Source organism: Bacillus sp. FSL R7-0672, from assembly GCF_038601465.1.
In the GTDB taxonomy this organism is placed as follows: domain Bacteria; phylum Bacillota; class Bacilli; order Bacillales; family Bacillaceae; genus Bacillus; species Bacillus pumilus.
The window spans coordinates 1,173,075-1,195,746 of the sequence record NZ_CP152010.1 but is presented as its reverse complement, the minus strand read 5'-3'; the positions used below and the strand labels follow the sequence as shown (position 1 = coordinate 1,195,746).

Genomic DNA, 22,672 nt, shown 5'->3' with positions numbered 1-22,672 from the left:
TTGTCATCCTCCTCCTACAAAGTGAACGATTTCGATCGTGTCATTAGGTTCAATTTTCACTTGTTGAAACGCTTCTTTATCAATAATTTCTTGGTTCTTTTCCACAATCACTACTCGATTTTCAAGCTGATAGTCTGATAGCAGGTCATAGATCGTTCCATTCTCTTGTTCGAAATCAACGATTCTGCCATTCAATTGAATTTTCATACAAACAGTGCCTCCTTTCGGCCAATACGAAATGCGTGAAGCCATTCCGTTTTGACCGGCTCACCTAATATCAGGTCGCGAATGATTTCTCCAGTAATCGGGGCAAGTAAAATGCCATTTCTGTAATGCCCTGCAGCAAAAAGAATACGCTGATCTTCTGGATGTCTACCAATGTAGGGATGCCGGTCGCTTGTCGCCGGACGAAGGCCAGCCCAGCACTGATCAATCGGCATCTCCTTGATCGAAGGCATCAGCTGTGACGCCTTTTGAATGACAGCTTCGATGCCGCCCAGCGTCGGAACAGTTTGCCACTCGTTTGGCTTCATCGTTGCGCCAATGACCAGTTTGCCGCTATCTCGTTGAACGATGTAACAATGATCATGATAAATGGTGTGTTGGAGTGCTGGACCATGATTCCATACAGACACACATTCCCCTTTTACTGGATAAAGAGAATGAGATAATCCAAGCTCTTCAAAAAAACGGCCAGACCATACACCACTTGCTACAGTGAGATCATCACATGTGAATGTTCCCTTCGTTGTTCTAATCGCTAACGCTTCTTTCTCCCGCTTCACTTCGATCACGGGTGTACACTCTTTCACTTCTGCCCCGTACCTGACCGCCGCCTGCCAAAATGCCCGGCATACCGCATAAGGTTCGACATGAACATCCTCTTTAATCAAACCTGCTCCTAAAATGTTCTCTGCTATTTGAGGCATGCATTTTTTTACGCTGTTTGCGTCAAGCCACTCAAATGTAGACAAATGCTGCATCCGGCAAAGTGCTTGTTTCTCCTCTTCTGAAAAGGCTACCTTCATGATACCGCCCGCTGATGTTCGAATATCAATGCCAGATTCATGCTGTAGATCGACTTTTAACTTTTCGTACAATGCCTGGCTTGCTCTGCCTACTTGAAAAAAAATATCCTCATGACCCTCTCCTTCAGCATGTGCACCGAGCATCCCAGCAGCCGCACTTGTTGTTTGCTTCCCTACCTCATTCGCCTCAAGTAAGACGACCTGCTTTCCTGCTTTTGCAAGGTGATAGGCAATGGACATCCCTATGATTCCACCACCAATGATTGCCACATCATAATGCTTCTTCATAAGGATGCTCCTTTACTTGTTTAGAAAATGCTTGTGCCATCTTGCGCGGCTGATGATGAGTAAAAATTCCAGACATGACAGCAATCCCTTTCACATTCGCGTGTCTCAATTCTGGAATGCGGTCAGGTGTCACACCACCGATCGCCACGACTGGAATAGATAGTAGAGATGTCAGTTCTTTCACAAGCTGTACGCCTCTTGCCTGAAGTCCTGGTTTACAAGTGGTGTCATATACGTGCCCAAATATGACATACTCTGCTCCATTTTTCTCAGCTGCTTTCCCTTCTTCTATCGAATGAACAGAGACGCCCGCATGAAGATGAGGGAATTTTTTCCGCAGCTCTTTTGGCGAAAAGCTATGGCCCGGGAGATGTACCCGGTGAATATTGGTGAGCAGCGCAACGTCTACTCTGTCGTTGATGATGAGCTTCTCTTTCGGTACACCTTCTAAAAGGAGACCTTTCACGAGATCAACAAGCTCACTTGCTGTTTTAGACCGTTCCCGGATATGAATAAAATCCACTTCAGGTGCAATGTTTTTTATTTGTTTGATCAGCTCACCCGCAGGAAGCGAATCATTTGTCACTGCGTGGAGTTCCATTTGCACCAACCCCATCTAAACATGCTGTTTGCCACAATTCTTTTTGATACGCCATCTCCCAGAAATGGTATTCATAATAGCTAGAAATCACAAAATTTTCTTTCATATTGGTCCGTACATGTTCTGGTGCTTTTTCGGCTAGTTCATCAAAGCGGTTGACCTGTTCAAAGACGAGTTCCTTAAACCAATCCCCTCCATATGTCAAAATCCATTCTTGATAAATCGGATGGTCAGGTGTGGTTTGTTTCAGCTTTTCACCCACCTCATAATAAAGCCAGTAGCACGGCAATAACGCAGCTAAAATCTCTTCGAATCGTCCACTTTTCACAGACCGGTACATATGTGAGGTATACGCGTAAGCAGTGGGAGAAGGCTTAAAGTTTTCGATGGCTTCATCTGAAATCTCTAAAAGCTCTGTAAACTTTCTATGCAGCGACAGCTCCGCTTCATACGTTCCCTGCGCATGATACGCCATTCTGCCCGTCGTATGTAAGTCCTCACTAATCGCCGCTCCATATGCTTGCACCTTTGCAAAATGAGTTAAATAATATGAATCCTGCATCACATAATACGTGAAACGATCGAGTGACAGTGTGCCATCTCCAATCCCTTTCACAAAGGGGTGTGTAAAGCTTCCATTCCACCATGTTGCTGCTGCTTCTTTACATTCAATTGAAAACGTCATGTTCCTCTCCTCCTGTTTTTCCATATAAAAAAGCCACTTTCCGCGTGGAAAGTGGCTTGGAATTTGTCAAAAACATAGTCAAAAACCGCACCACTTCCCTACGCAGGTATGAACCTGTTCAGGTAATGAGGGTCTAAAAGTCGATACTTTTATCTCAGCCCTTTTAAAGGACTCCCCTAGTGGATCAAATATATGATGTTGTACTTCTATCTTAATCAGGAATTGTTCATTGGTCAAGGGTTCATTCTCACTCTAATTGGGCTCTAAGTCCTGCTACATACTCACGAGAGCCCGACACAAGCACACGGTCACCGCTTCTAAGCGTCGTATCTCCATGTGGGACTAAACTGTCTACCCCTCTGAAAATACGGACAAAGACCAAATCGCCGGTAAACGGAAATTCCCTCAGCATGACATTGTGATAGCGATGATTATTCATTTGAATTTGATACAAGGAAGTATCCTCATTTGTTAATAATCGAATCGCATCCGGTGCTTCAATCAAGGCTCTTAGCACCGTTTTAGATGATAGGAAATTAGAAAACGTATCAATGCCCGCTTCCTTCAATGTCAGCTCTGCCTCAGCTTTGCTCACACTCGCAATGACTTGTTTCGCTCCTTCTTCCTTTGCAAATAAAGCAATTTTCTTATTTTTCGTCTCACTGCCTGTTGCGACGACGAGGACATCCTCCTGGCCGACGCCTGCCTTTCGCAGCGTCTCATCGTCGTACTCTTCAATCGATTCGACTTCAAAGATGGAGTCAGCAAGCATCGCTTCTTTATTTTCTTGAAAGACATGCAAAATTCGAATATCATATTCATCCTGATGTAAATCGAGTGTGACAGGTAAGGTCAGCTGATTTGCACCAATAAAGGTCACACGTTTTTTATGGCTCGCAGCTTGCTCTTTTTTAAACAGCGCTTTAAACCAGACAGGCGTTAATATACTCGTGAGTATCGCAACTAAAATCAGCGCGCCGGACATTTTATGATCAATGACTCCGAGCCGCTCCCCGATCGTCGCAGCTGCAATGACGAGTGATAATGTCGATGTTAATAAAAAGCCAGAACCGATCACTTTTTTCATGTCATACCATTTTTTCAAATAAAGAATCGGGATGAGCTTACTAATCAGTAATGCAATAAATAGCAGCGGGATCATGATCATAATGGTTGGGTCCTTGAACAGTGCCCATATATTCAAATCCACGCCGACCATCACAAAGAAGATGGGGATCAAAAACCCGTAGCCAAATGAATCCAGTTGCTGGACAAGCTCTTTATTCGGCGAAAGAAGGGACACAAGTACGCCTGCTAAAAACGCTCCAAGAATATTTTCAGCACCGAGTGATTCAGATAAGGCAACTAAGACTATAATGAGAGTAAAGATCGCCCTTGTCCCAATTTGCACGGTCCCTTTTGACATGGACTGAAAAATTGACTTTGTCTTAAATACGCGGCCAAATAAATAAAGAAGGATGCCCGCAGCAAATAATAAGAGCAGAAGCCACATATTCCCTGTACCATCGCCATAAATGGAAGAAAATACAGCAAGTAAAATCATCGTCACCAAATCAGCAATGACAGCGACAAGCAAGATGATTTGACCGATATTCGTCTGCATCAACTTTTCCTCTTTTAAGGTGGGAACCACTACCCCTAATGAGATCGTCGATATAATGAGCGTCATTAAAAAGGCATTTTGGATAAACCCTGCAAGGACAAACGCATAGGACAGAATAAAAGAAATACTAAATACGCCAAGAAAAACAATAGTGGCTGCTTTAAACGTATTCGGTTCTTTTAGACCATTTGGTAGTTCTCGTGCTTTCTTCTTTGACTCGAAAGAAGAAAAATCTATTTCAAGTCCACTTAAAAACATCAGAAAAATAAAACCGAGCATGGATAACGTATCTAACCATGCATCATGTTCAACAACCAGCTGAAGACCGCTTTTTCCAATGATGAGCCCCATGATGATTTCAGCAACAACGACCGGAATGGTCAGCTTAAATCGGTGCAATAAAAGTGGGGTGAAAAAGGCGACAATAATAACGACAACGAGTGATGAAACAGATGTATGCTCCATTGGCTAAAGCCTCCTAACATTGATGTTTAATCTTCTAAGGTTTACGTTAAAGCATTGATTCTAACAATTGCCTAAACGAAAAGAAAGCCATTCGTTATATGTTCTAAAATTCAAACTTCTTTAGCCCCGATGAATGGATGAGAAAAATCAGGAGGAAATCTTATGGAATTTGATATCATTGGTGATATCCACGGCTGCTACGAAGAGCTGCTTACCCTCATACACAAACTAGGATACGAACTCAAACATGGATTACCCGTCCATCCTGATAAGAGAACGCTAGCCCTTGTCGGTGATTTAACAGATCGAGGACCTCAGTCAGTAGATGTGATGCGATTTGTCATTCATGCCTACTCACACGGCGCGATCCGCTACGTACCTGGCAACCATTGCTTTAAGCTTTATCGTTATTTAAAAGGAAATCCGGTGAAATTACTTCATGGCATCGAAACCACAGTGAACGAAATAAAAAAGCTGCCCCTTCATGAACAAACCAAATTGTCACATGAATTTAAACAGCTATTTGAGAAGGCTCCGCTTTACGATGTACTTATTCCTGATGAACTGATGATTGCTCACGCAGCGATGAAGGAAAAGGACATTGGTAGAAAGCCGAACAAACAGATGCGATCCTATCTATTATTTGGCGCAGTCACAGGAGAGACGTGGCCGGATGGACGACCTGTGCGGAAGGATTGGGCAAAGGAATATCGCGGAAAACCATGGATTGTCTACGGACATACACCAGTGAAAGAACCACGATTTGTTGGCAGAACTGTCAACATTGATACAGGCTGCGTATTTGGCCACCGGCTGTCTGCCCTCAAATATCCTGAGCTTGAAACGGTTTCTGTTCCTTCCTCTATGCCTTATGACGATTCAAGGTTTCAGCATTTCACATCATAAAAAAACCCGGCCCTGCGCTTGCAGGTAGCCGGGTTTCTCTATTTAAAGCAGCAATGATTTCATGTCTTCAGGAAGCGGAGCCGAAAATGTCATTACCTCTCCAGTCATCGGATGAGGAAAGACAAGAGTCTCACTATGCAGTGCCTGCCGGTTCATCCGCTCACTCGTTCCGCCATATAACGTATCTCCGATGAGTGGGTAACCAAGATACTGCATATGAACACGAATTTGATGGGTTCTCCCCGTTTCAAGTGCTAGCGTCACATCTGACATGTTCAACTCAGCGTCCACCGCTCGCACTGTAAAATGCGTCACAGCTTCCTGTCCAGTATCATCGACCATTCGCTCAATGATACTATCTCCTTTTCGGGCAATTTTTGCACGAATGGTTCCATGCTTTTCTTTGATCATGCCATGTGTAAACGCTCTGTATGTTCGTTTGACCGCTCCACTTTTCTGCGCTTTTGATAAAAGGCTGTGGGCAAAACGATGCTTGGCCACAAGCATGACGCCAGATGTATCACGATCAAGACGATTCACTAAATGAACTGTCAGCCGAACAGACTGCTCTGCATAATGGTGCAGCAACCCATTTGCAATACTGTGCTCTGGGTGCTCCCTAGAAGGAATGGACGGGATATATGGCTTTTTATTTAGCACAAGGACATGCTCGTCCTCAAATAAAATATCAAGCGGAATCGAAGCAGGCTTTAGCCCTTCACTCACTTTTTCCTGTGGGAATAAAATGGTGAGCCTGTCTCCGTTATGCAGCTTGTATCTCACAGTCACATGCTCTCCATTAATGAGAAGATCACCGCCATCAAATTTAATATCCGTCAGCATTCTTTTCGAAATGCCAATATCTATTAAATAATCCTTTAAAAGCAACCCTTCTTCTTTGGCTGTCATGGTTTTGTTTAGTGTAAAGTATTCCAGCGAGAACGACCTCTTTCTTATTCTCCTTTTCCGATAAAGGAATCTTGCACCCTTTTCCAAAACGGAAATGGTCTAAATCGGGCAAAGCGGACATTCTCGTCTGCTACCCGGCATTGAATGGATTTGACATCCTTATGAAGCAGCGTCAAATGATCAATGGTTACCTGAAAATCGACATCATTCCTCGGTTTTATGACACAAGTATGGTGGTCTGGTAAAATAAGCGGCGAACCGACCGTTCTAAACACTCTGTTATTGATTGAAGCCATTTCTGCCAGTTGAATGGCTCTAATGGAAGGATGAATAATGGCGCCCCCAAGTGCTTTATTATAGGCTGTACTGCCAGACGGTGTAGACAGACAAAGACCGTCACCTCTGAATGTTTCAAACAGCTGACCCCTAATTTCAACATCTGCCACAAGTGTCCCTTCCATACTTTTAATCGTACATTCATTCATGGCTAAATATTTCTCTTCTCTGCCACCGTCGTTGTATCTGACAATGACTTCTAAGATCGGATATTCCACAATGTGATAAGGGGTTTTCGCAATAGCTAAGACGAGTTTTTCAATTTCACTTGGCACCCAGTCAGCATAAAAACCAAGATGACCTGTATGAACACCGACAAAAGCTGTTTCATTCAGACGGTCGCTATAACGGTGAAACGCATAAAGAAGGGTGCCGTCTCCACCAACCGTAATGACAAGATCTGGTTCCTCTTCATTGAGTTCCATCCCGAAATCCAATAAGTAGGTCTGAATTTTACTTTTGAGTGTGTCAGATACAGAATTCCCTTTCGAAGAAACTGCAAATTTCATGAATTCTTCTCCTTTTCCACCTTGCTGCTATGAGAGGGCAGCATCATATTTGATCAAGCACAGGCTCAGCTATCGTTTTTCTTTTTCCGGGAAAATGCCACTTGTGCTTCTTGAATTTCCCCTCTAATTTCAGACATCTCATCATCAAGAAGAGATGCTGCCTCAGAAGCTCTTTGAAGGCGCAGCTTGACTTTTTCCGGGATATTCCCGCTATATTTATAATTCAAAGAATGCTCAATGGTCGCCCAAAAGTTCATCGCAAGTGTACGTATTTGGATTTCGACGAGGAGCTGCTTCTCTCCGTTGATCGTTTGCATCGGATATAACACAACAAGGTGGTACGAACGGTATCCGCTTTCTTTATGCTCTGCAATATAGTCGCGTTTATCAACAACCACAAAGTCTTTTCGTGACTGGAGCATTTTTTTCACGACTTGTATGTCTTCTACAAACTGGCACATAATGCGAAGCCCAGCAATATCCTGCATCGTTTCGATTTCATGCATTGGGATGTTTTTACGCTTTGCCTTTTCTAATATGCTGGCAACAGGTTTCACTCGGCCTGTAACAAATTCTACTGGTGAATGGTCATCCTCGAATTCATATAGCTTTCGAATGCCTTTTAGTTTCACTTTTAATTCTTCGACTGCTTGTTTATACGGTGCGAGGAATTGATCCCATTGTTTTTTGTCCATGAAACTTCCCCCAATTCCATATACCTAATTATTTCAGAGGAATGTGCTCTTCACTTTCTCTTCCATATCTCCGTAATTGGCATTGTCTTTAATATTGTCGATTAAATAATGTAATTCTTGATGAAGCTGAATGAGTTCTAACGAATGTCCTCCCGCTGTCAAATAGACAGGGATGTCAAGATTCATTGCTTCTTTTAATGGAGCCCATGTATGTTCCCCTAAGATAAGATATGAAAAGGACTGCTCGTTTTCAAGTATGTAAACGAACGCAAAGTGATCAGAATCAACAAGCATTTGTCCTGATGCTTTTGCTTTTTGGATTTGCTCTTCTGACTTGGTCGTCAAAATCAGCCTGTCTTCTTTTAAAGTTGCTTCTGCGATTTCAATTCGGTTTTGCATCATGATCTCCTTTACAACAAAGTACAGCTTTATTTTATCATATCAAGTTCAATATTGATAAACCGAACTTATTGAGAAAATCCTATTTTCTTCTTATAAATGATCCTTTCACGTAATTATCCATTGATTTTGGCACATGTGGAAAGAGAAATAATAGATAAAAACAGTCTTTTACATGATGAACATACTTCATGTACAATAATCATATTTCCTCTAAATGAAAGGTTGATGTCAAAATGGCACAGGAAATTGAAATAGAACTAAAGCAATTGTTAATGAAAGAAGAATTTGAACAGTTGAAACAACATTTTCAATTGAAGGATTCGGATTTTCACACGCAAACCAACCATTACTTTGATACACCTCAATTTGATATAAAATCTCAATTCGCTGCATTAAGAATGAGAGAAAAAAACGGCCAGTGGGTTCTCACGTTAAAGGAACCACACGAAATAGGCTTGCTCGAAACCCACCAAACAATCGCTCCTCCTTCAAGCCTTGACGATTTTCAGCTACCAAAAGGTGAAGTGGCTGATAGGCTAGACCATCTGAACATTCAAAAGGATCAAATTGTGTATTTTGGTTCACTTGAAACGTCAAGAGCTGAAAAAATGATCAAAGAAGGCTTAATTGTTTTGGATCACAGCCGATATTTAACAGTAGAGGACTATGAACTTGAATTTGAAGTGAGCGACCTGGAAATCGGACAAGCCGCATTCTCCGCATTGCTCCAAAAATTCCAAATCCCTGTACGAAACACGAAAAACAAAGTCGTACGTTTTTATGAAGAGAAAATGAAAACACAGAAATAGATGAATTCCTTGAAGGAGGAACATGATGAACGTCAATCAACTTCAATCCTTTATGCAGCTCCAAGCGCTTAAAACATTACAATCAGACCCTGGACAAACGCAAATGCCGGGCGGCCAAGAATCGAATGCTCAAGCTTCCTTTCAGTCGCTGCTGCAAGATTTTTTAGGCGGATCAGAATTATCACGTCTGCCGCTTTCAATTTCTGCATTTATGGGAACGGACCCATCAACGGCTCCGAACACGCAATACGCGCGTACAAACCCATACTTATCTGCTATCGCTGGCGGTGAGCAGCTTCAAGCTCAACCTTCATATGCGAATGACGCTCAATTGAATACAGCGAATGGTATTGGAAATGTCTTAAACAACAGCTACACGCCGCCGCTTCAAAAGGCTGTTTCAAGCGGCTCATCATCAAAAGAAATTAATCAAATTGTGTCACAAATGGCTCAAAAACATGGTGTTCCAGAAAAGCTGATTCATGCGGTCATCAAGCAAGAATCCGGCTATCGTACGAATGCGGTCAGCCATGCAGGCGCGCTTGGCCTTATGCAGCTTATGCCATCTACAGCTAAATCACTTGGCGTGAATAATGCCTTTGATGCGGCCCAGAACATCGAAGGCGGCACGAAGTATATCAAACAAATGCTTCAGAAATATAATGGAAATGTCTCACTCGCCTTAGCTGCTTATAATGCAGGCTCAGGAAATGTTGATAAATACGGCGGCATTCCACCATTTAAAGAAACACAAAATTATGTAAAGAAAATTACAGCACAATATTTCGCTTAAACCGAAGAGAATAACCTCTTCGGTTTTTTGTATGTCGCTTTTCACCCTTTTTTGACTGAATGTGTTATGATATGGTCAATTGATCACGGAACCCGCCTCTCCCCTTATTTCCAATAGACCAAAGCGGTTTGTTTGTGGAATTGAGATGAGGTTGTTAAAATAAGTACAAGAATAGAAACATTAAAATAGAACAAACTGAAAATCACTTTTGAAATAAATGAATTCACAATAGGGCGCTTCATCCTATTAACTACGAGTAAAAGGAGTAGTCAACATGGTACAATCGTTTAACGCACCTTACGAAGCGGTTGGAGAGGAACTTCTATCGCAACTTGTTGATACTTTTTATGAAAATGTAAAGTGTCATCCTTTGCTTCATCCTATTTTCCCGGATGACTTAAAAGAAACAGCAAGAAAACAAAAACAGTTTTTAACGCAATATTTAGGCGGACCCCCGCTTTATACAGAGGAGCATGGCCACCCCATGCTACGGGCGAGACATCTCCCTTTTCCGATTACTGAGGAGCGGGCTGACGCATGGCTTGAATGCATGGAGGATGCAATGGATCAAGTAGGATTAACCGGCGATATTCGTGACTTTTTATTTGAGCGGCTTTCTTTAACGGCTCGTCATATGGTCAACCAAACACCTGAAAAGGATGGACGATCTTGAGCTGCAATACGCACGATCAATATTTCTCACACTGTCACGGACATCCTCAAAAGCCGATTGAAATTTATGTATTCATTGACCCTCTAAGTCCAGACTGCTGGTTATTAGAGCCATCCATTAAAAAATTGAAAATGAAGTACGGCCGTTTTTTCACTTTGCGAACGGTGACAAGCTCTAGTATTAATGCATTGAATCGAAAACGAAAAAAGCATTTACTGACCGAAGCGTGGGGGAAATTTGCGACCAAAACTCAGACAAAAAAAGAACAAATGCTGTCTGAACAAATTGTGACTTCACCTTATCTCGCCTCGCTTGCATTAAAAGCGGCTGAACTTCAAGGCAGAAAATGCGGAATGAAATTTCTACGTCTCATTCAAGAATCACTTTTTTGCCATCAGCAAGATGTTACAAGTGAACATGTACTGCTAGAAAATGCAAAAAGCGCTGGACTAGACATCGAGGAATTCCAGCGCGATATTCATTCTCAAAGTGCTGTCAAAGCACTAAAATGTGATATGAAAATTGCCGCTGAAATGGACGTGTCTGAGCTTCCGACCTTTGCCTTTTTTAATACAGTAAACGGAGATGAAGGATTAAAAATTTCAGGTGCGTACTCTTATGATATATACGAGGAAATCCTTTTTGAAATGATTGGTGAAAAACCAACACCTTCAGAACGGCCTCCAATTGAATGGTTTATTGCTTACTTTCAATTTGCATCTGCCAAAGAGATTGCGGTTGTTTATGACCTGACACTTGAAGAAGTTGAACGAGAAATGAAAAAGCTAGCTTTCGCTAAAAAAGTCGAACGTGTACAAGTGCATCAAGAAATGTTTTGGCGCTATAAAGAAGATGATCATCATTCAGATCTTGATGTCTATCGCTGTGAGAATGAACATGGGTGCTGACCCATGTTTTTTCTTTACCTCAAAAGGGAACATTTGTTCTTTTTTAAACCACGAAGAAACCGCGCCGGGATAAGCGCGGTTTCACTATGTCTTAACGACAACAAAGGGGATGGGAGAAATTTTTCACGGTCAAACAAAGGGGTAATGTTTGTATGTGATTAATTTCACATCTGTAGTATATCAAATTTTGTCGACTTATGACAACAGATATACTATATGTTCATATTTTTGTCACAAAACATAAGAGGGTTGTCACTTTCATATAGTGAAAGTAACGAAAAAATGGAGGGATCTGCATGCGCAGCACAACCATTGGACTTGTTTCCATTGGCTTATGTTTCTTTTTAAACATATTAGGCTTAATGAAAATGCTTCCTCTTTATCTCACATCGCCACTCTTATTTGCTGCAATACTTTTTACACTTTATCGAATGAACCACCGGAAGACCTTTAAGGGATTTAAAGGTTGATGTTAAGGATCGGCCTCTTCATGCGAAGAGGTCTCAGCATGTAGACAAACCCTCGCATTCGTTGTCAGTCCTGCGTGCTGGTGCTCACGGCTCCGCGCCAGTACTCGTCCTTCCTTGACTGCAAAGGTTTTCTATCACGCTGAAAAGAAGACAAAGGGCTAAAATCTGCGGCCTCTTCATGCGAAGAGGTCTTTTTTGTGAAAAAAACTCCTGTCAAAAGATGAGTATGCACTCACACGTCTGACAGAAGTCTTTTCATTACTCACCCGTTGTGGAGATGAGTTCTTCCATTTCTTTTAATTTTTCTTCGAACAATTGACATGCTGCTTCGATTGGTTCTTTGGAAGCCATATCAACACCCGCTTTTTTCAGCACATTGATTGGATAATCAGAGCTGCCTGCTTTAAGGAAGTCTGTGTAGCGCTCCACCGCAGGTTTTCCTTCTTCTAAGATTTGCTTGCTTAATGCCTGTGCAGCACTATAGCCTGTTGCATATTGATAGACATAATAGTTGTAATAGAAGTGAGGGATTCTCGTCCATTCTAATCCGATTTCTTTATCCACAACCATGCCGTCTCCAAAATACTTCTTGTTCAGGTCGTAATAAAGGTTCGTCATGAATTCTGGCGTTAAAGCCTCTCCTTCTTGTGCTTTCACATGAATCAGATGCTCAAACTCAGCAAACATCGTCTGTCTGAATACCGTTCCTCTAAATCCTTCTAGCAAGTGATTTAACACATACAAACGCTGTTTTTTATCATCCAGATGATTCAGCAGGTATTCGCCTAGTAACGCTTCATTTGTCGTGGAAGCTACTTCAGCTACAAAGATGCTATAGTTTCCATACGGATATGGCTGGTGCTTTCTTGTATAGTAGCTATGAACAGAGTGCCCAAATTCATGAGCCAGTGTAAATAAATTATCAATATTATTTTGCCAGTTCATGAGGATATAAGGATTTGTGCCATAGCTTCCAGATGAATACGCACCGCTACGTTTCCCTTTATTCTCATAAACGTCTACCCAGCGATTATTGAGTCCCTCTTTTAACACGGACACATATTCTTCTCCTAATGGCGCTAACCCTTTTAGCATATAATCCTTTGCTTCATCGTAGGTTAGCTTCATGCCAGCATCTTTTACAAGTGGTGTATACAAGTCATAATTGTGCACTTCATCAAGCTTTAACACCTTTTTACGCAATTCAATATAACGGTGTAATAACGGTAAATATTGATGAACTGTATCAATTAGATTGTCATATACTTCTTCTGGAATACTGTTTCGAGATAGTGCTGATTCTCTTGCCGATTTATAATTTCGTACTTTTGCATAAAAATTATCCTTTTTAATCGAACCGCTCAGTGTCGAAGCAAGCGTGTTTTTATACTGATCATACGTTTTATACACAGCTTTAAAGGCATTCTTTCTCACTTCACGGTCATCACTGTTTAAAAATGTGATAAAGTTGCCGTGGGTAATTTTCTTTTCTTCCCCATTTTCATCCTTTACAGAAGGGAACGAAATATCAGCATTGTTAAACATACTAAAAGTAGTAGATGAAGTTGAGAGAGGTTCAGATGCCTCAGCTAATAAGGCCTCTTGCTCCTCACTTAAAATATGTGGACGTTCTTTATTAATTTCTTCAAGAGCATGGGAATACAGTTTTAATTCTTCTTTTTCCAGAATAAACTGCTGCAATTTATCTTCTTGAATCGATAAAATCTCTGGAACAATATAAGCAGAAGTACTAGAGAGTTGTGTAAATAAATTCGATGCTTTATCATTCAGCGCTTGAAATGATGAGTTAGTTGTATCCTCATCGTATTTCATGTGCGCATATGTATAAAGCTTGCCAAGCTTTTCAGAAAGCTGATCCTGAAAGGTTAGGGCTTCATACAGTACATCAGCAGAATGGGCGAGCTTGCCTTTAAATTGAGCGAGCTTAGGAATTTCTTTTTTGACCGCTTCGAATTCCTTGTTCCATGCATCGACGCTTTCAAAAATATCTTCAAGTCGCCATTTGTTTTCTTCTTTTACTTCGCTTCTGTCTGGTAAATGGTTGTTTTTGCTTTGTGAAGTCATATGAATCCCCCTTGCATAAGTTGTGTTGAACCAACCTTTCGGAAAGTGAAAGAAATTGGTGTTGTATTTATCTTCTTTGTTTTGAACTATATTTGTCAAATCATATGCAGAAATAAATACCAAACAGACTAAAAAAATGAGAAAAAAGCGTTTCTTTCTATTCAATCGCAGCACCACCTTTTTCTTATCATGATCAAAGTGGGCATGAAACATGCTAATGAAATAAGAAAGTATCTCGTTTGAACGCTTCATCTACTGTTTGTATTGGCATTTGATTTGACGCTACTTCATAATTACCCTCTTTTGTCATGTGTAAAAACCCTTGTCTAACAAGCGCATGAACATATGCAGTGATGACCTCTTTTATTTCTTCTATTGAAATATCGCCATATCGGAGCTTTACTTCTTTCATCTGGACACACCGCTTGATTTCTTTCATCAGCAGTTGAATCGTTACTGGCCTGTTTCCCTTTTTCCTCATTATCCAATCATACAGACACCCCTGCCAGACGTAAACGGGACTTGTGAAGATATACGCTTCTTTCAGCGGGATAAATAATTCAGTTGGCAGAAAAGGAAAAGCTGTTTGATGATGCTCATAAAAAACGTCTCTCAACCGTTTGCTTTCATTTGATAAAATGCGAGGAGGATGCTGCCTAAATTGCTGTATACATTTTAGCCATTGTTTGTAGACTTGACGCTTGCTTGAGGGCGGCGATAGAATATCCGAAAGTTTGCGGTATGCTGTTGGCGGTCTGACAGTCATGGCAGCACATATTTTCGTTGGTTGAAATACAAGGAGTTGAGCAAGATGGATGAATCGGTTCTGGAGCGGACAATAAAAAATCAGACTTCCTTTCTGTGATTCCCTTAACATTTCCCAATGAATGGAGGAGAAGGAAAAGAGCTGGGCAGATTTTCGCTTTAAACGATTTGCTCCTATAACCCATATAGGGAAGAGCCCTGCTTCGCGGAGTCCTGCTGTCCTTTTACGGAGCTCTTGCCGTGAAATATTTGAGCATTGATATTCGATTGCATAGCTTGTTCCTCCAATAGAGACAGCCACGTCAGGACGCTGATGAATCTTTGACACATACTTTTCAAGCACCGGTTTATGTCCAAGCCGCAGAAGCCAATTCATAATGGCTTCTTTCCCCGCCTGATGATATGCCGTTTCGCCTGAGGCTAGTGGACATGTTGTCAGCTGTTTATGTGCAAAATGATAAACACGTTGTTCACCAAGCTTTAATTGCACTTCTTCCCTGCATTCAGGGCAGTAAAATTTGCACGTCGTCCTGACATGCTCCAACCTGTTTTTAGATAAGTGATGAGTAATTCGAATAAGTTTTCCATTATCCATGATCGCTGTATTCATTCAGTTCGCCCCTTAGTCTTTGTTGACCGTATTATAGCTTTTTCATCTATAAGAGAGCGACTAGGTAAAATGAACTTTTATTGTGTGAAAACAAGATTTTACTGTTGTTTTCCTGAGGAAAATGAAAAAACCCCCTCATAAAAAAGGGGGAAAATACAATCTTTATAGTAATGGCGATAATAATCTTGCTGTTGATTCAAAGAGTCTTACCCTTAACGGTCTCTTTGCAAATTCTTCTGGGACAATCTCGTGCGACTGCTCTAAATCACCTAAGAAGTCGTTCACGAGCTTCTCAGTGCTTTTCGTTTTATAGAGGAAGGCATTCACTTCAAAATTCAAATGAAAGCTTCTCATATCCATGTTGGCCGTTCCTATCGAAGCCAGCTCACTATCCACAATGATAAATTTACTATGCATAAAGCCTTGATCATATTCATACACCTTTGCCCCTGCTTCTAAAAGCTCCGGGAAGTATGAACGGGACGCATGGAAGACGATCCGTTTATCTGGATTCTTCGGTGCAATAATCCGTACGTCTACTCCGCTTAATGCAGCAATTTTCAGTGCAGACAAAATATCATCATCTGGCACAAAATATGGTGAAGCGATCCAAATAGACTTTTTGGCAGAGATAATCATGGAGAAAAAGAGATTTTTAATGACCTCCCACTGTTTATCAGGTCCGCCAGCGATCATTTGTACGCCTTGTGTTGTGCTTTCAAGGTGGCTGAAATCTTTAAAGTAGTCCACACCTGCGCATCTTTCATTCGTCATATAGTACCAATCCTGCATGAAAATCTGCTGCAGGTCACGAACAGCTTCACCCTTAATCATCAAATGGGTGTCACGCCAAAATCCATATTGTCTACTTCTACCCATATATTCGTCTCCAATGTTCAGCCCGCCAACAAATCCAACTTCTCCATCAATCACGACAATTTTTCGGTGATTTCGGAAATTGATTTTATTATTTAACAGAGGCAGCCTCACGGGTAAAAATGGAACGATCTGAACGCCAGCCTTTTCGAGGTCAGCAATATATTGACGAGAGAGCTTTAAACTCCCTACATCGTCATATAAAAAGCGGACAATCACGCCATTTTTCGCTTTATCAATGAGAATATCTTTTAATTCTTGTCCAAGGTCATCGTGGCGGAGAATATAATATTCTAAATGAATGTGATGTGTCGCCTTTTTGATTTCTTCAAAAATATGAGAGAATGTTTCTTCTCCATTCGTCAGGACTTTAGAGGACGTGCGATACGTAATAGGGGTATGTCCAAGTCTGTGGGCCAGCTTAAATAAGAGCTGCTGATGATCACCCATATGCGTCATTTTCTCAATCGCTTCTCTATGAATATGTTCATCTTCCTGGATTAACTGTTCGTCCAGGATGGCTTTCTTTTCAAACAACCGGCGCTTTTTGATATTGCGTCCAAAGAAAATATAGAACAAAAAGCCGAATAACGGAAAGCTGCCAAGCAGGACAAGCCACGTTATCGTTTGAGATGGATTCCGGTTCTCCAAGAATATGACAAACCCGATGAAGATAATCGATAAAGTGAATAGAACACTGACAGAACTTAATACACTTACCGCTAAATCACCGGCAATTAATTGAATGACTAAATAAGCACCTATCGTAATGATAAGAAAAAATAGAACTTTGACTAAATTTCTCATTTCATTTTCTCCTTGCCGATCTCTTTATTTACCTATTCATTCAGATAAAAAAGCCGATTCCTCTATAGAAATCGACTTTTGTTGGTTACGAGAAGTGCTGTTGAATCGTTTCAAGGGCATTACCTTCGATAATCAGCTGACCATATTCTTTCAGTCTGTAAATGCTGACCACTGATTCATGAGCATATTCAAGCAAAATGCTGAGCTTATTCTCCACTTGCTCATCTGACAAATCCTCGTGGAAGTCAACATATAGATAATAACGGTTTTCAAACGAATATAAACTTGTGGTAAAATCCTGCATATTTAATTGAGAAAGTGCAATCAAATCTTCAAAGTCATCCATTTTCAACACAAATTGAAGTTGAAGTTTTTTGTCCTTCTCATTATGGTCTTCTTGATCCTGCTCTTCTTTTTGAAAATCATCAAGCAGTGCGTCTAGACTTTCTTCATCTGTTTGATCTTTTTTATCTTCTGGAATCGGCAATTCGAGCTTTTGTCCATCTTTAGAAAGTTGGGCTTTCGTCACGACAATTTCAAGACCTTTGTCAAGTGCCTGCACTTGAATCCAAAGCGGTCCCTCAACTGCAAATTCTTCTTCTTCGTGCACTTCGTCCATTACTTCCCAAAACAGCTCTTCACTGCGTTCACGATTATACCAAATCTCTTCACGGTCAAATCCGCGGTCTTCAATATCACCGTAGGAAATATAAAATTTCACTGTATGTTCATTAATTCTTTCAATTTCCATTTTGCCAACCTTCCCTTCTATATAAGATGTTGAAGGGACATACAAGCTCCCAATTAATAGTACTTTACTACACTTTACCCGTTCCGTCTACATGTTAACCTTTTAAAGAATTGAGGTATTGCTTTGTACTGTCTATTTTATGATAAAACATGAATAAAAGAAATAAAAACGCATTTTTTGCAGAGAAAACTTACAGAAACATATATTTGAATTGTCTTCATATATTGGTTGTACGAGCTCTATTAGACATGAGGTGAAATGGATGGAAACAGAGTGGATCATATCCTTACTGATGATTATTGGCATCGATCTGATTTTAGGCGGAGATAATGCGTTGATCATTGCGATGGCTAGCCGCAGCTTGTCAAATGACAAACGCAATAAAGCCATATGGATCGGCACACTTTTGGCAGTGCTGATGAGAATAACAATGACAGGTGCCGCAGTTTATTTATTGACCATCCCTTATTTGCAATTTATCGGCGGACTTTTTCTCCTTTATATAGGATACAATTTGTTAATTGAACAAAAGAAAGAATCGATTCGCATTAAAAGCAGCGGCTCCCTTTGGCGTGCGGTTCAGACCATTGTGATTGCCGACCTCTTTATGTCACTTGATAATGTGATTGCAGTTGCAGGAGCGGCAAAAGGCAACATGCTGCTGACCGCTTTTGGCCTTATGATTTCAGTACCGATTATTATTTGGGGAAGTAAGCTGATTCATGCCGCTTTCACCAAATTTCCGTATCTATTATACGGAGGAAGTGCTCTTTTGGCTTTTACTGGCGGTGAAATGATTGTTCATGATGTGAAATTGAATGAATTTATGGCTCAGCATGCGACTCTTGAATTGATGCTTCCGTTTTTAACAGTCGTAATGGTCATTTTAGCCAGCCTGTTTTACGAACAAACGGCTGAAAACAAATAAAAAAAGCTGCCAAATGATCGGCAGCTTTTCGTTTTTTCTATTAGTTAGCAAGTCGCTGAGCTTCTCTTAGTTGGAATGTACGAACCGTTCTTGGAAGGAAACGTCTAATTTCATCTTCATTGTAGCCAACTTGTAGTCTTTTTTCATCCAAGATAATTGGACGTCTTAAAAGACCTGGATGCTCATTGATCAGTTTATACAATTGTTGAAGAGGCATTGTCTCAACATTCACATTTAGCTTTTGAAATACTTTTGAACGTGTTGAGATAATTTCATCTGTACCGTCTTCAGTCATTCGAAGAATTTCTTTAATTTCATCGATTGAAAGAGGCTCTGAAAAGATGTTTCTCTCTTGATACGGAATATTGTGCTCTTCTAACCACGCTCTTGCTTTTCTACATGATGTACAGCTTGGTGATGTGTATAATGTTACCATAAATCTTCACTCCTCAATTTGTAGAATGAATATTGATCTGTATTCTTAAATTAAAATTGTTCTAAATAAGTAATCTTTATAGTGATTATACTATAAAAAAGTAAGTGTGAACAGATATTCTTGCAATTTTTGTGACAAAAACTAGACAATTTCATTCATTTTGTGGTGTTGCTTGATGTCTGAACATTCTCATTTAGTCGAGATGATCGAAAATATTTTTTTGTTTTCTATTTTCAATGACCTTCAACACATCATCAACATCCTCATACGACTGCCCATACCATTCTTCATCTTTATACGTATGGATTCGTTCATAGGTCTTCCTCATAGCCTCCATCATTTCTTCCTCATTATCTGTAAGAGGCGACCAATAAAGGATTTCCATGCGGTTCACTTCATTTGTTGCAAGTGACCTGCGTTTATAACCGATTGATTCGGCATGCTTGAAGTGCTCTCTTTGGTAAAACTTTAGGCGTTTTGCAGTATCTGCATCATCTTCATCTACAGGCTCGACCTCAAGCAAGATCGGTTTCTTTTTTTCCTTCAGCTTATGAATGAGCTTTGATCCGAGGCCTTCACCTCTTGCATCTCTGGAAACAAATAAATAATCAATAAAGATGAAAGAATCAAATTCGGCGTACATCATCACATGATGAGGCCCTTCTTCCTTATGATAAATTTCACTTCTTTCCTTTAATAAAGCTTCCATATGCTCTTTTGACTTCATTTCTTCTATCGGGAAGTATTCACTGAGCTTTTCATACCAATTCATGGATCCGCTCCTTATGATATAGTGAAGAACCACTTCCTTATATATTCCCGATTTCCTGCTATTTAAACGCCTGTACTAGTAAGACGCAGCAAAGTCTCCTCTAGTTTCACTTTTTTTCAAACAACAGAAAAAAGTTTTATATCGAACGATTCATGAGTAATTGAAAACAGACAAACAGGATGAGTGTCATCCCAGTTTGGAACATGATGAAATAAAGATACTTCATGCGCCTTGCTTCCTCTTTCTGATTGCTTGTTTTCCGGTGAAGCATATATTCCACGGAAAAAGACAAGATGCCAATGAGCACCATAAATATGAGCATCCACTGCCCTCCATTTGGCTTTCTCAAAAAAGACGTTGAAAAAAGCATGAATACAATGAGAAAGTGAAAGAATGAATAGCGAAACGTCTTCCATATCGACATTTGATTTCCTCCTAGAACCCGCTTGTTGTTAACTAGAAATTACCATCATCTTGTTTTTTTGTAAAATAAAAAAAGAAGCACTGACATAGCAGTGCTTCTTCCTTCTTATGATTGTTTTGCCTGAAGCTCTTTGAATTCTTCCTCTGTGCAGCTCACAAAGTGACCTGGCTTCACTTCACGGAAATCAGTGTTTGTTCCTTTGTGAACGGAAGGATCATACTTGATTCGCTTGCGGTTACGCTCATAATCTGGATCTGGAAGCGGAATCGCAGATAGTAATGATTTTGTATATGGATGAAGCGGGTTTTCGTATAATTCATTCGCTGGTGCCAGCTCTACCAATTTCCCGAAATACATCACGCCAATACGATCGCTGATGTATTTTACCATGGACAGGTCATGGGCAATGAATAAATACGTTAAGCCTTTTTCTTCTTGCAGTTCTTTCATTAAGTTAACGACCTGCGCTTGAATCGACACATCTAATGCAGAGATTGGTTCATCGGCAATGATGAAATCTGGCTCAACTGCTAATGCACGGGCAATTCCGATACGCTGCCTTTGACCACCAGAGAATTCATGCGGATATCTGTTTGCATGCCCTTTGTTCAAGCCAACGGTTTCAAGCAACTGGTACACACGCTCTTTACGCGCTTGCTTTGATTTCGCAAGGCCATGAATGTCAATGCCCTCTGCAATGATATCAAGCACTGTCATTCTAGGGTTCAGTGAGGCATATGGATCTTGGAAGATCATCTGCATTTGACGGTTGAACTCAAGCATTTTTTGTCTTGATTTCTTCCCGTGTACATTTTCCCCTTTATAAAGAACCTCGCCATCTGTCGCATCATAAAGTCTAATGATAGATCGGCCCGTAGTCGATTTACCACATCCAGACTCACCTACAAGACCTAGTGTTTCACCTTTGTAAATATCAAATGAAACGCCGTCAACTGCTTTCACCGTTCCTCTTGCTGTATGGAAATGCTGCTTTAAATTTTTGATTTCTAACAATTTTTCTGCCATGCTATTCACCCTCTTTTACTAATACAGGTTTTTCGTAGCTACCTTCTAGTTCACGCATTCTCGCCTTTACAGCAGCAGGCGGTTCAACTTTAGGTGCATTTGGATGAAGTAGCCATGATTTCACATAATGCGTATCTGATACTTTGAACATTGGCGGTTCTTGTTCAAAGTCAATTTTCATTGCATAATCGCTTCGGAGTGCAAATGCATCTCCTTTCGGCGGGTTTGTCAGATCTGGCGGTGTTCCTGGGATTGCAGTCAGCTTTCCTTCAGCTCCGCCATCTGTGTCTAGGCTTGGCATTGATGCCAATAGTCCCCACGTATACGGATGTTGTGGATTGTAGAAAATTTCATCAACAGTTCCTGTCTCCACAATTTGACCTGCATACATAACAGCTACACGATCAGCGACGTTGGCGACAACACCTAGATCATGCGTAATAAAGATAATTGACGTTTCAACCTTTTGCTGAATTTCTTTCATTAATTCTAAAATTTGCGCCTGAATTGTTACATCTAGAGCTGTTGTCGGCTCATCGGCAATCAATAGCTTTGGATCTGCTGCAAGTGCCATCGCAATAACAACCCTTTGTCTCATCCCGCCACTAAATTCGTGTGGGTATTGTTTGATTCTTTTTTCAGGCATTGCAATTCCAACAAGCTCAAGTAATTCAATGGCTCTTTTTTCAGCCGCTTCTTTTGAAATTTGTTCGTGCTTGAACAGCACTTCTGTAATTTGTTTCCCGACCTTCATCGTTGGGTTCAAGGAAGTCATCGGATCTTGGAAGATCATTGAGATGTCTTTTCCTCGAATGTTTTGCATTTGTTTTTCAGTTTTCTTGACAATATCTTGCCCATCAAACAGGATCTGTCCGCGCTTGAAATAACCCGGCGGCATCGGAATTAATCTCATGATGGCCTGTGATGTCACACTTTTACCAGAGCCAGATTCACCTACAATAGCAAGTGTCTCGCCTTTATTTAAGTGGAAGTTCACACCACGAATGGCTTGAACCTCTCCACCATATGTTTTAAATGAGATTGCAAGGTCTTTCACCTCTAGAATACGTTCACGTTCCATCCTAATCACT

25 protein-coding genes and 1 riboswitch are annotated in these 22,672 nt (G+C 40.8%); of the genes, 7 read left to right on the top strand and 18 right to left on the bottom strand.

What is annotated here, in order from left to right; genetic code table 11:
- Positions 1 to 3 precede the first annotated feature (3 nt).
- The 5 genes from thiS to MKY18_RS05755 form a co-directional block, all read right to left on the bottom strand.
- Positions 4 to 207 carry a sulfur carrier protein ThiS gene (thiS, locus tag MKY18_RS05775; RefSeq protein WP_044139614.1) on the bottom strand — a complete coding sequence of 68 codons (204 nt, stop codon included), beginning with the start codon at positions 205 to 207 and terminating at the stop codon, positions 4 to 6.
- On the bottom strand, positions 204 to 1,316 hold the full coding sequence (gene thiO / locus MKY18_RS05770; RefSeq protein ID WP_185107545.1) for a glycine oxidase ThiO: 1,113 nt from the start codon (positions 1,314 to 1,316) through the stop codon (positions 204 to 206). Before thiO ends, thiS begins: the two co-directional genes overlap by 4 nt.
- On the bottom strand, positions 1,300 to 1,917 hold the full coding sequence (tenI, locus tag MKY18_RS05765; RefSeq protein ID WP_044139616.1) for a thiazole tautomerase TenI: 618 nt from the start codon (positions 1,915 to 1,917) through the stop codon (positions 1,300 to 1,302). The genes thiO and tenI overlap by 17 nt, the downstream gene beginning before the upstream one ends.
- Complete coding sequence (tenA, locus tag MKY18_RS05760) at positions 1,892 to 2,602, bottom strand: thiaminase II (protein ID WP_044139617.1); 711 nt, start codon at positions 2,600 to 2,602, stop codon at positions 1,892 to 1,894. The genes tenI and tenA overlap by 26 nt, the downstream gene beginning before the upstream one ends.
- A gap of 78 nt (positions 2,603 to 2,680) precedes the next feature.
- Positions 2,681 to 2,790, bottom strand: a riboswitch (TPP riboswitch).
- Between the two features lie 59 nt (positions 2,791 to 2,849).
- A complete protein-coding gene (locus MKY18_RS05755; RefSeq protein WP_113768424.1) occupies positions 2,850 to 4,691 on the bottom strand; it encodes a monovalent cation:proton antiporter family protein in 1,842 nt (613 codons plus the stop codon).
- Positions 4,692 to 4,853: 162 nt separating this feature from the next.
- On the opposite strand from MKY18_RS05755, the gene prpE reads away from it, so the two are divergent.
- Positions 4,854 to 5,597 carry a bis(5'-nucleosyl)-tetraphosphatase PrpE gene (gene prpE, locus MKY18_RS05750; protein WP_113768423.1) on the top strand — a complete coding sequence of 248 codons (744 nt, stop codon included), beginning with the start codon at positions 4,854 to 4,856 and terminating at the stop codon, positions 5,595 to 5,597.
- 42 nt (positions 5,598 to 5,639) lie between these two features.
- Here the strand turns inward: prpE and MKY18_RS05745 are convergent, their stop codons facing one another.
- The 4 genes from MKY18_RS05745 to MKY18_RS05730 form a co-directional block, all read right to left on the bottom strand.
- Positions 5,640 to 6,506: an RluA family pseudouridine synthase gene (locus tag MKY18_RS05745; protein WP_044139620.1), complete on the bottom strand. Its 867-nt coding sequence runs from the start codon at positions 6,504 to 6,506 to the stop codon at positions 5,640 to 5,642.
- 44 nt (positions 6,507 to 6,550) lie between these two features.
- Complete coding sequence (locus MKY18_RS05740) at positions 6,551 to 7,351, bottom strand: NAD kinase (protein WP_003211364.1); 801 nt, start codon at positions 7,349 to 7,351, stop codon at positions 6,551 to 6,553.
- Between the two features lie 65 nt (positions 7,352 to 7,416).
- Positions 7,417 to 8,046 (bottom strand): GTP pyrophosphokinase family protein, encoded by a 630-nt coding sequence (locus MKY18_RS05735; RefSeq protein WP_044139621.1) that lies wholly within the window; start codon positions 8,044 to 8,046, stop codon positions 7,417 to 7,419.
- Positions 8,047 to 8,079: 33 nt separating this feature from the next.
- Positions 8,080 to 8,445, bottom strand: coding sequence for a hypothetical protein (locus MKY18_RS05730; protein ID WP_044139623.1), 366 nt, complete (start codon positions 8,443 to 8,445; stop codon positions 8,080 to 8,082).
- 236 nt (positions 8,446 to 8,681) lie between these two features.
- On the opposite strand from MKY18_RS05730, the gene MKY18_RS05725 reads away from it, so the two are divergent.
- From MKY18_RS05725 to MKY18_RS05705, 5 genes are all read left to right on the top strand, one after another.
- Positions 8,682 to 9,257 carry a CYTH domain-containing protein gene (locus tag MKY18_RS05725; RefSeq protein WP_044139624.1) on the top strand — a complete coding sequence of 192 codons (576 nt, stop codon included), beginning with the start codon at positions 8,682 to 8,684 and terminating at the stop codon, positions 9,255 to 9,257.
- Positions 9,258 to 9,282: 25 nt separating this feature from the next.
- Positions 9,283 to 10,050: a lytic transglycosylase domain-containing protein gene (locus MKY18_RS05720; protein WP_003212377.1), complete on the top strand. Its 768-nt coding sequence runs from the start codon at positions 9,283 to 9,285 to the stop codon at positions 10,048 to 10,050.
- 274 nt (positions 10,051 to 10,324) lie between these two features.
- A complete protein-coding gene (locus tag MKY18_RS05715; protein ID WP_008355333.1) occupies positions 10,325 to 10,723 on the top strand; it encodes a thiol management oxidoreductase in 399 nt (132 codons plus the stop codon).
- Positions 10,720 to 11,631 (top strand): ClpXP adapter SpxH family protein, encoded by a 912-nt coding sequence (locus MKY18_RS05710; RefSeq protein ID WP_044139627.1) that lies wholly within the window; start codon positions 10,720 to 10,722, stop codon positions 11,629 to 11,631. The genes MKY18_RS05715 and MKY18_RS05710 overlap by 4 nt, the downstream gene beginning before the upstream one ends.
- Before the next feature lie 296 nt (positions 11,632 to 11,927).
- Positions 11,928 to 12,101 carry a hypothetical protein gene (locus MKY18_RS05705; RefSeq protein WP_044139629.1) on the top strand — a complete coding sequence of 58 codons (174 nt, stop codon included), beginning with the start codon at positions 11,928 to 11,930 and terminating at the stop codon, positions 12,099 to 12,101.
- 258 nt (positions 12,102 to 12,359) lie between these two features.
- On the opposite strand, the gene pepF is transcribed toward MKY18_RS05705, so the two are convergent.
- The 4 genes from pepF to mecA form a co-directional block, all read right to left on the bottom strand.
- Complete coding sequence (gene pepF, locus MKY18_RS05700; protein ID WP_282959899.1) at positions 12,360 to 14,186, bottom strand: oligoendopeptidase F; 1,827 nt, start codon at positions 14,184 to 14,186, stop codon at positions 12,360 to 12,362.
- Positions 14,187 to 14,400: 214 nt separating this feature from the next.
- On the bottom strand, positions 14,401 to 15,561 hold the full coding sequence (locus MKY18_RS05695) for a competence protein CoiA family protein (RefSeq protein WP_283924321.1): 1,161 nt from the start codon (positions 15,559 to 15,561) through the stop codon (positions 14,401 to 14,403).
- A gap of 162 nt (positions 15,562 to 15,723) precedes the next feature.
- Positions 15,724 to 17,244: a cardiolipin synthase gene (cls, locus tag MKY18_RS05690; protein WP_003212118.1), complete on the bottom strand. Its 1,521-nt coding sequence runs from the start codon at positions 17,242 to 17,244 to the stop codon at positions 15,724 to 15,726.
- 85 nt (positions 17,245 to 17,329) lie between these two features.
- Positions 17,330 to 17,995 carry an adaptor protein MecA gene (gene mecA, locus MKY18_RS05685; protein WP_012009573.1) on the bottom strand — a complete coding sequence of 222 codons (666 nt, stop codon included), beginning with the start codon at positions 17,993 to 17,995 and terminating at the stop codon, positions 17,330 to 17,332.
- Positions 17,996 to 18,257: 262 nt separating this feature from the next.
- On the opposite strand from mecA, the gene MKY18_RS05680 reads away from it, so the two are divergent.
- A complete protein-coding gene (locus MKY18_RS05680) occupies positions 18,258 to 18,923 on the top strand; it encodes a TerC family protein (RefSeq protein ID WP_044139636.1) in 666 nt (221 codons plus the stop codon).
- A gap of 40 nt (positions 18,924 to 18,963) precedes the next feature.
- Here MKY18_RS05680 and spxA read toward each other — a convergent pair whose 3' ends face one another.
- The 5 genes from spxA to MKY18_RS05655 form a co-directional block, all read right to left on the bottom strand.
- Complete coding sequence (spxA, locus tag MKY18_RS05675) at positions 18,964 to 19,359, bottom strand: transcriptional regulator SpxA (protein ID WP_003211421.1); 396 nt, start codon at positions 19,357 to 19,359, stop codon at positions 18,964 to 18,966.
- 193 nt (positions 19,360 to 19,552) lie between these two features.
- A complete protein-coding gene (locus MKY18_RS05670) occupies positions 19,553 to 20,131 on the bottom strand; it encodes a GNAT family N-acetyltransferase (RefSeq protein WP_065098855.1) in 579 nt (192 codons plus the stop codon).
- A gap of 136 nt (positions 20,132 to 20,267) precedes the next feature.
- A complete protein-coding gene (locus tag MKY18_RS05665; RefSeq protein WP_341027504.1) occupies positions 20,268 to 20,555 on the bottom strand; it encodes a hypothetical protein in 288 nt (95 codons plus the stop codon).
- A gap of 105 nt (positions 20,556 to 20,660) precedes the next feature.
- The gene (locus MKY18_RS05660; RefSeq protein WP_044139933.1) at positions 20,661 to 21,581 is read right to left on the bottom strand and encodes an ATP-binding cassette domain-containing protein; all 921 of its coding nucleotides are present in this window, start codon (positions 21,579 to 21,581) and stop codon (positions 20,661 to 20,663) included.
- 1 nt (position 21,582) lies between these two features.
- Entirely contained in the window at positions 21,583 to 22,671 is a 1,089-nt protein-coding gene (locus tag MKY18_RS05655) for an ABC transporter ATP-binding protein (protein WP_095117782.1), read from the bottom strand.
- Position 22,672: the final 1 nt, after the last annotated feature.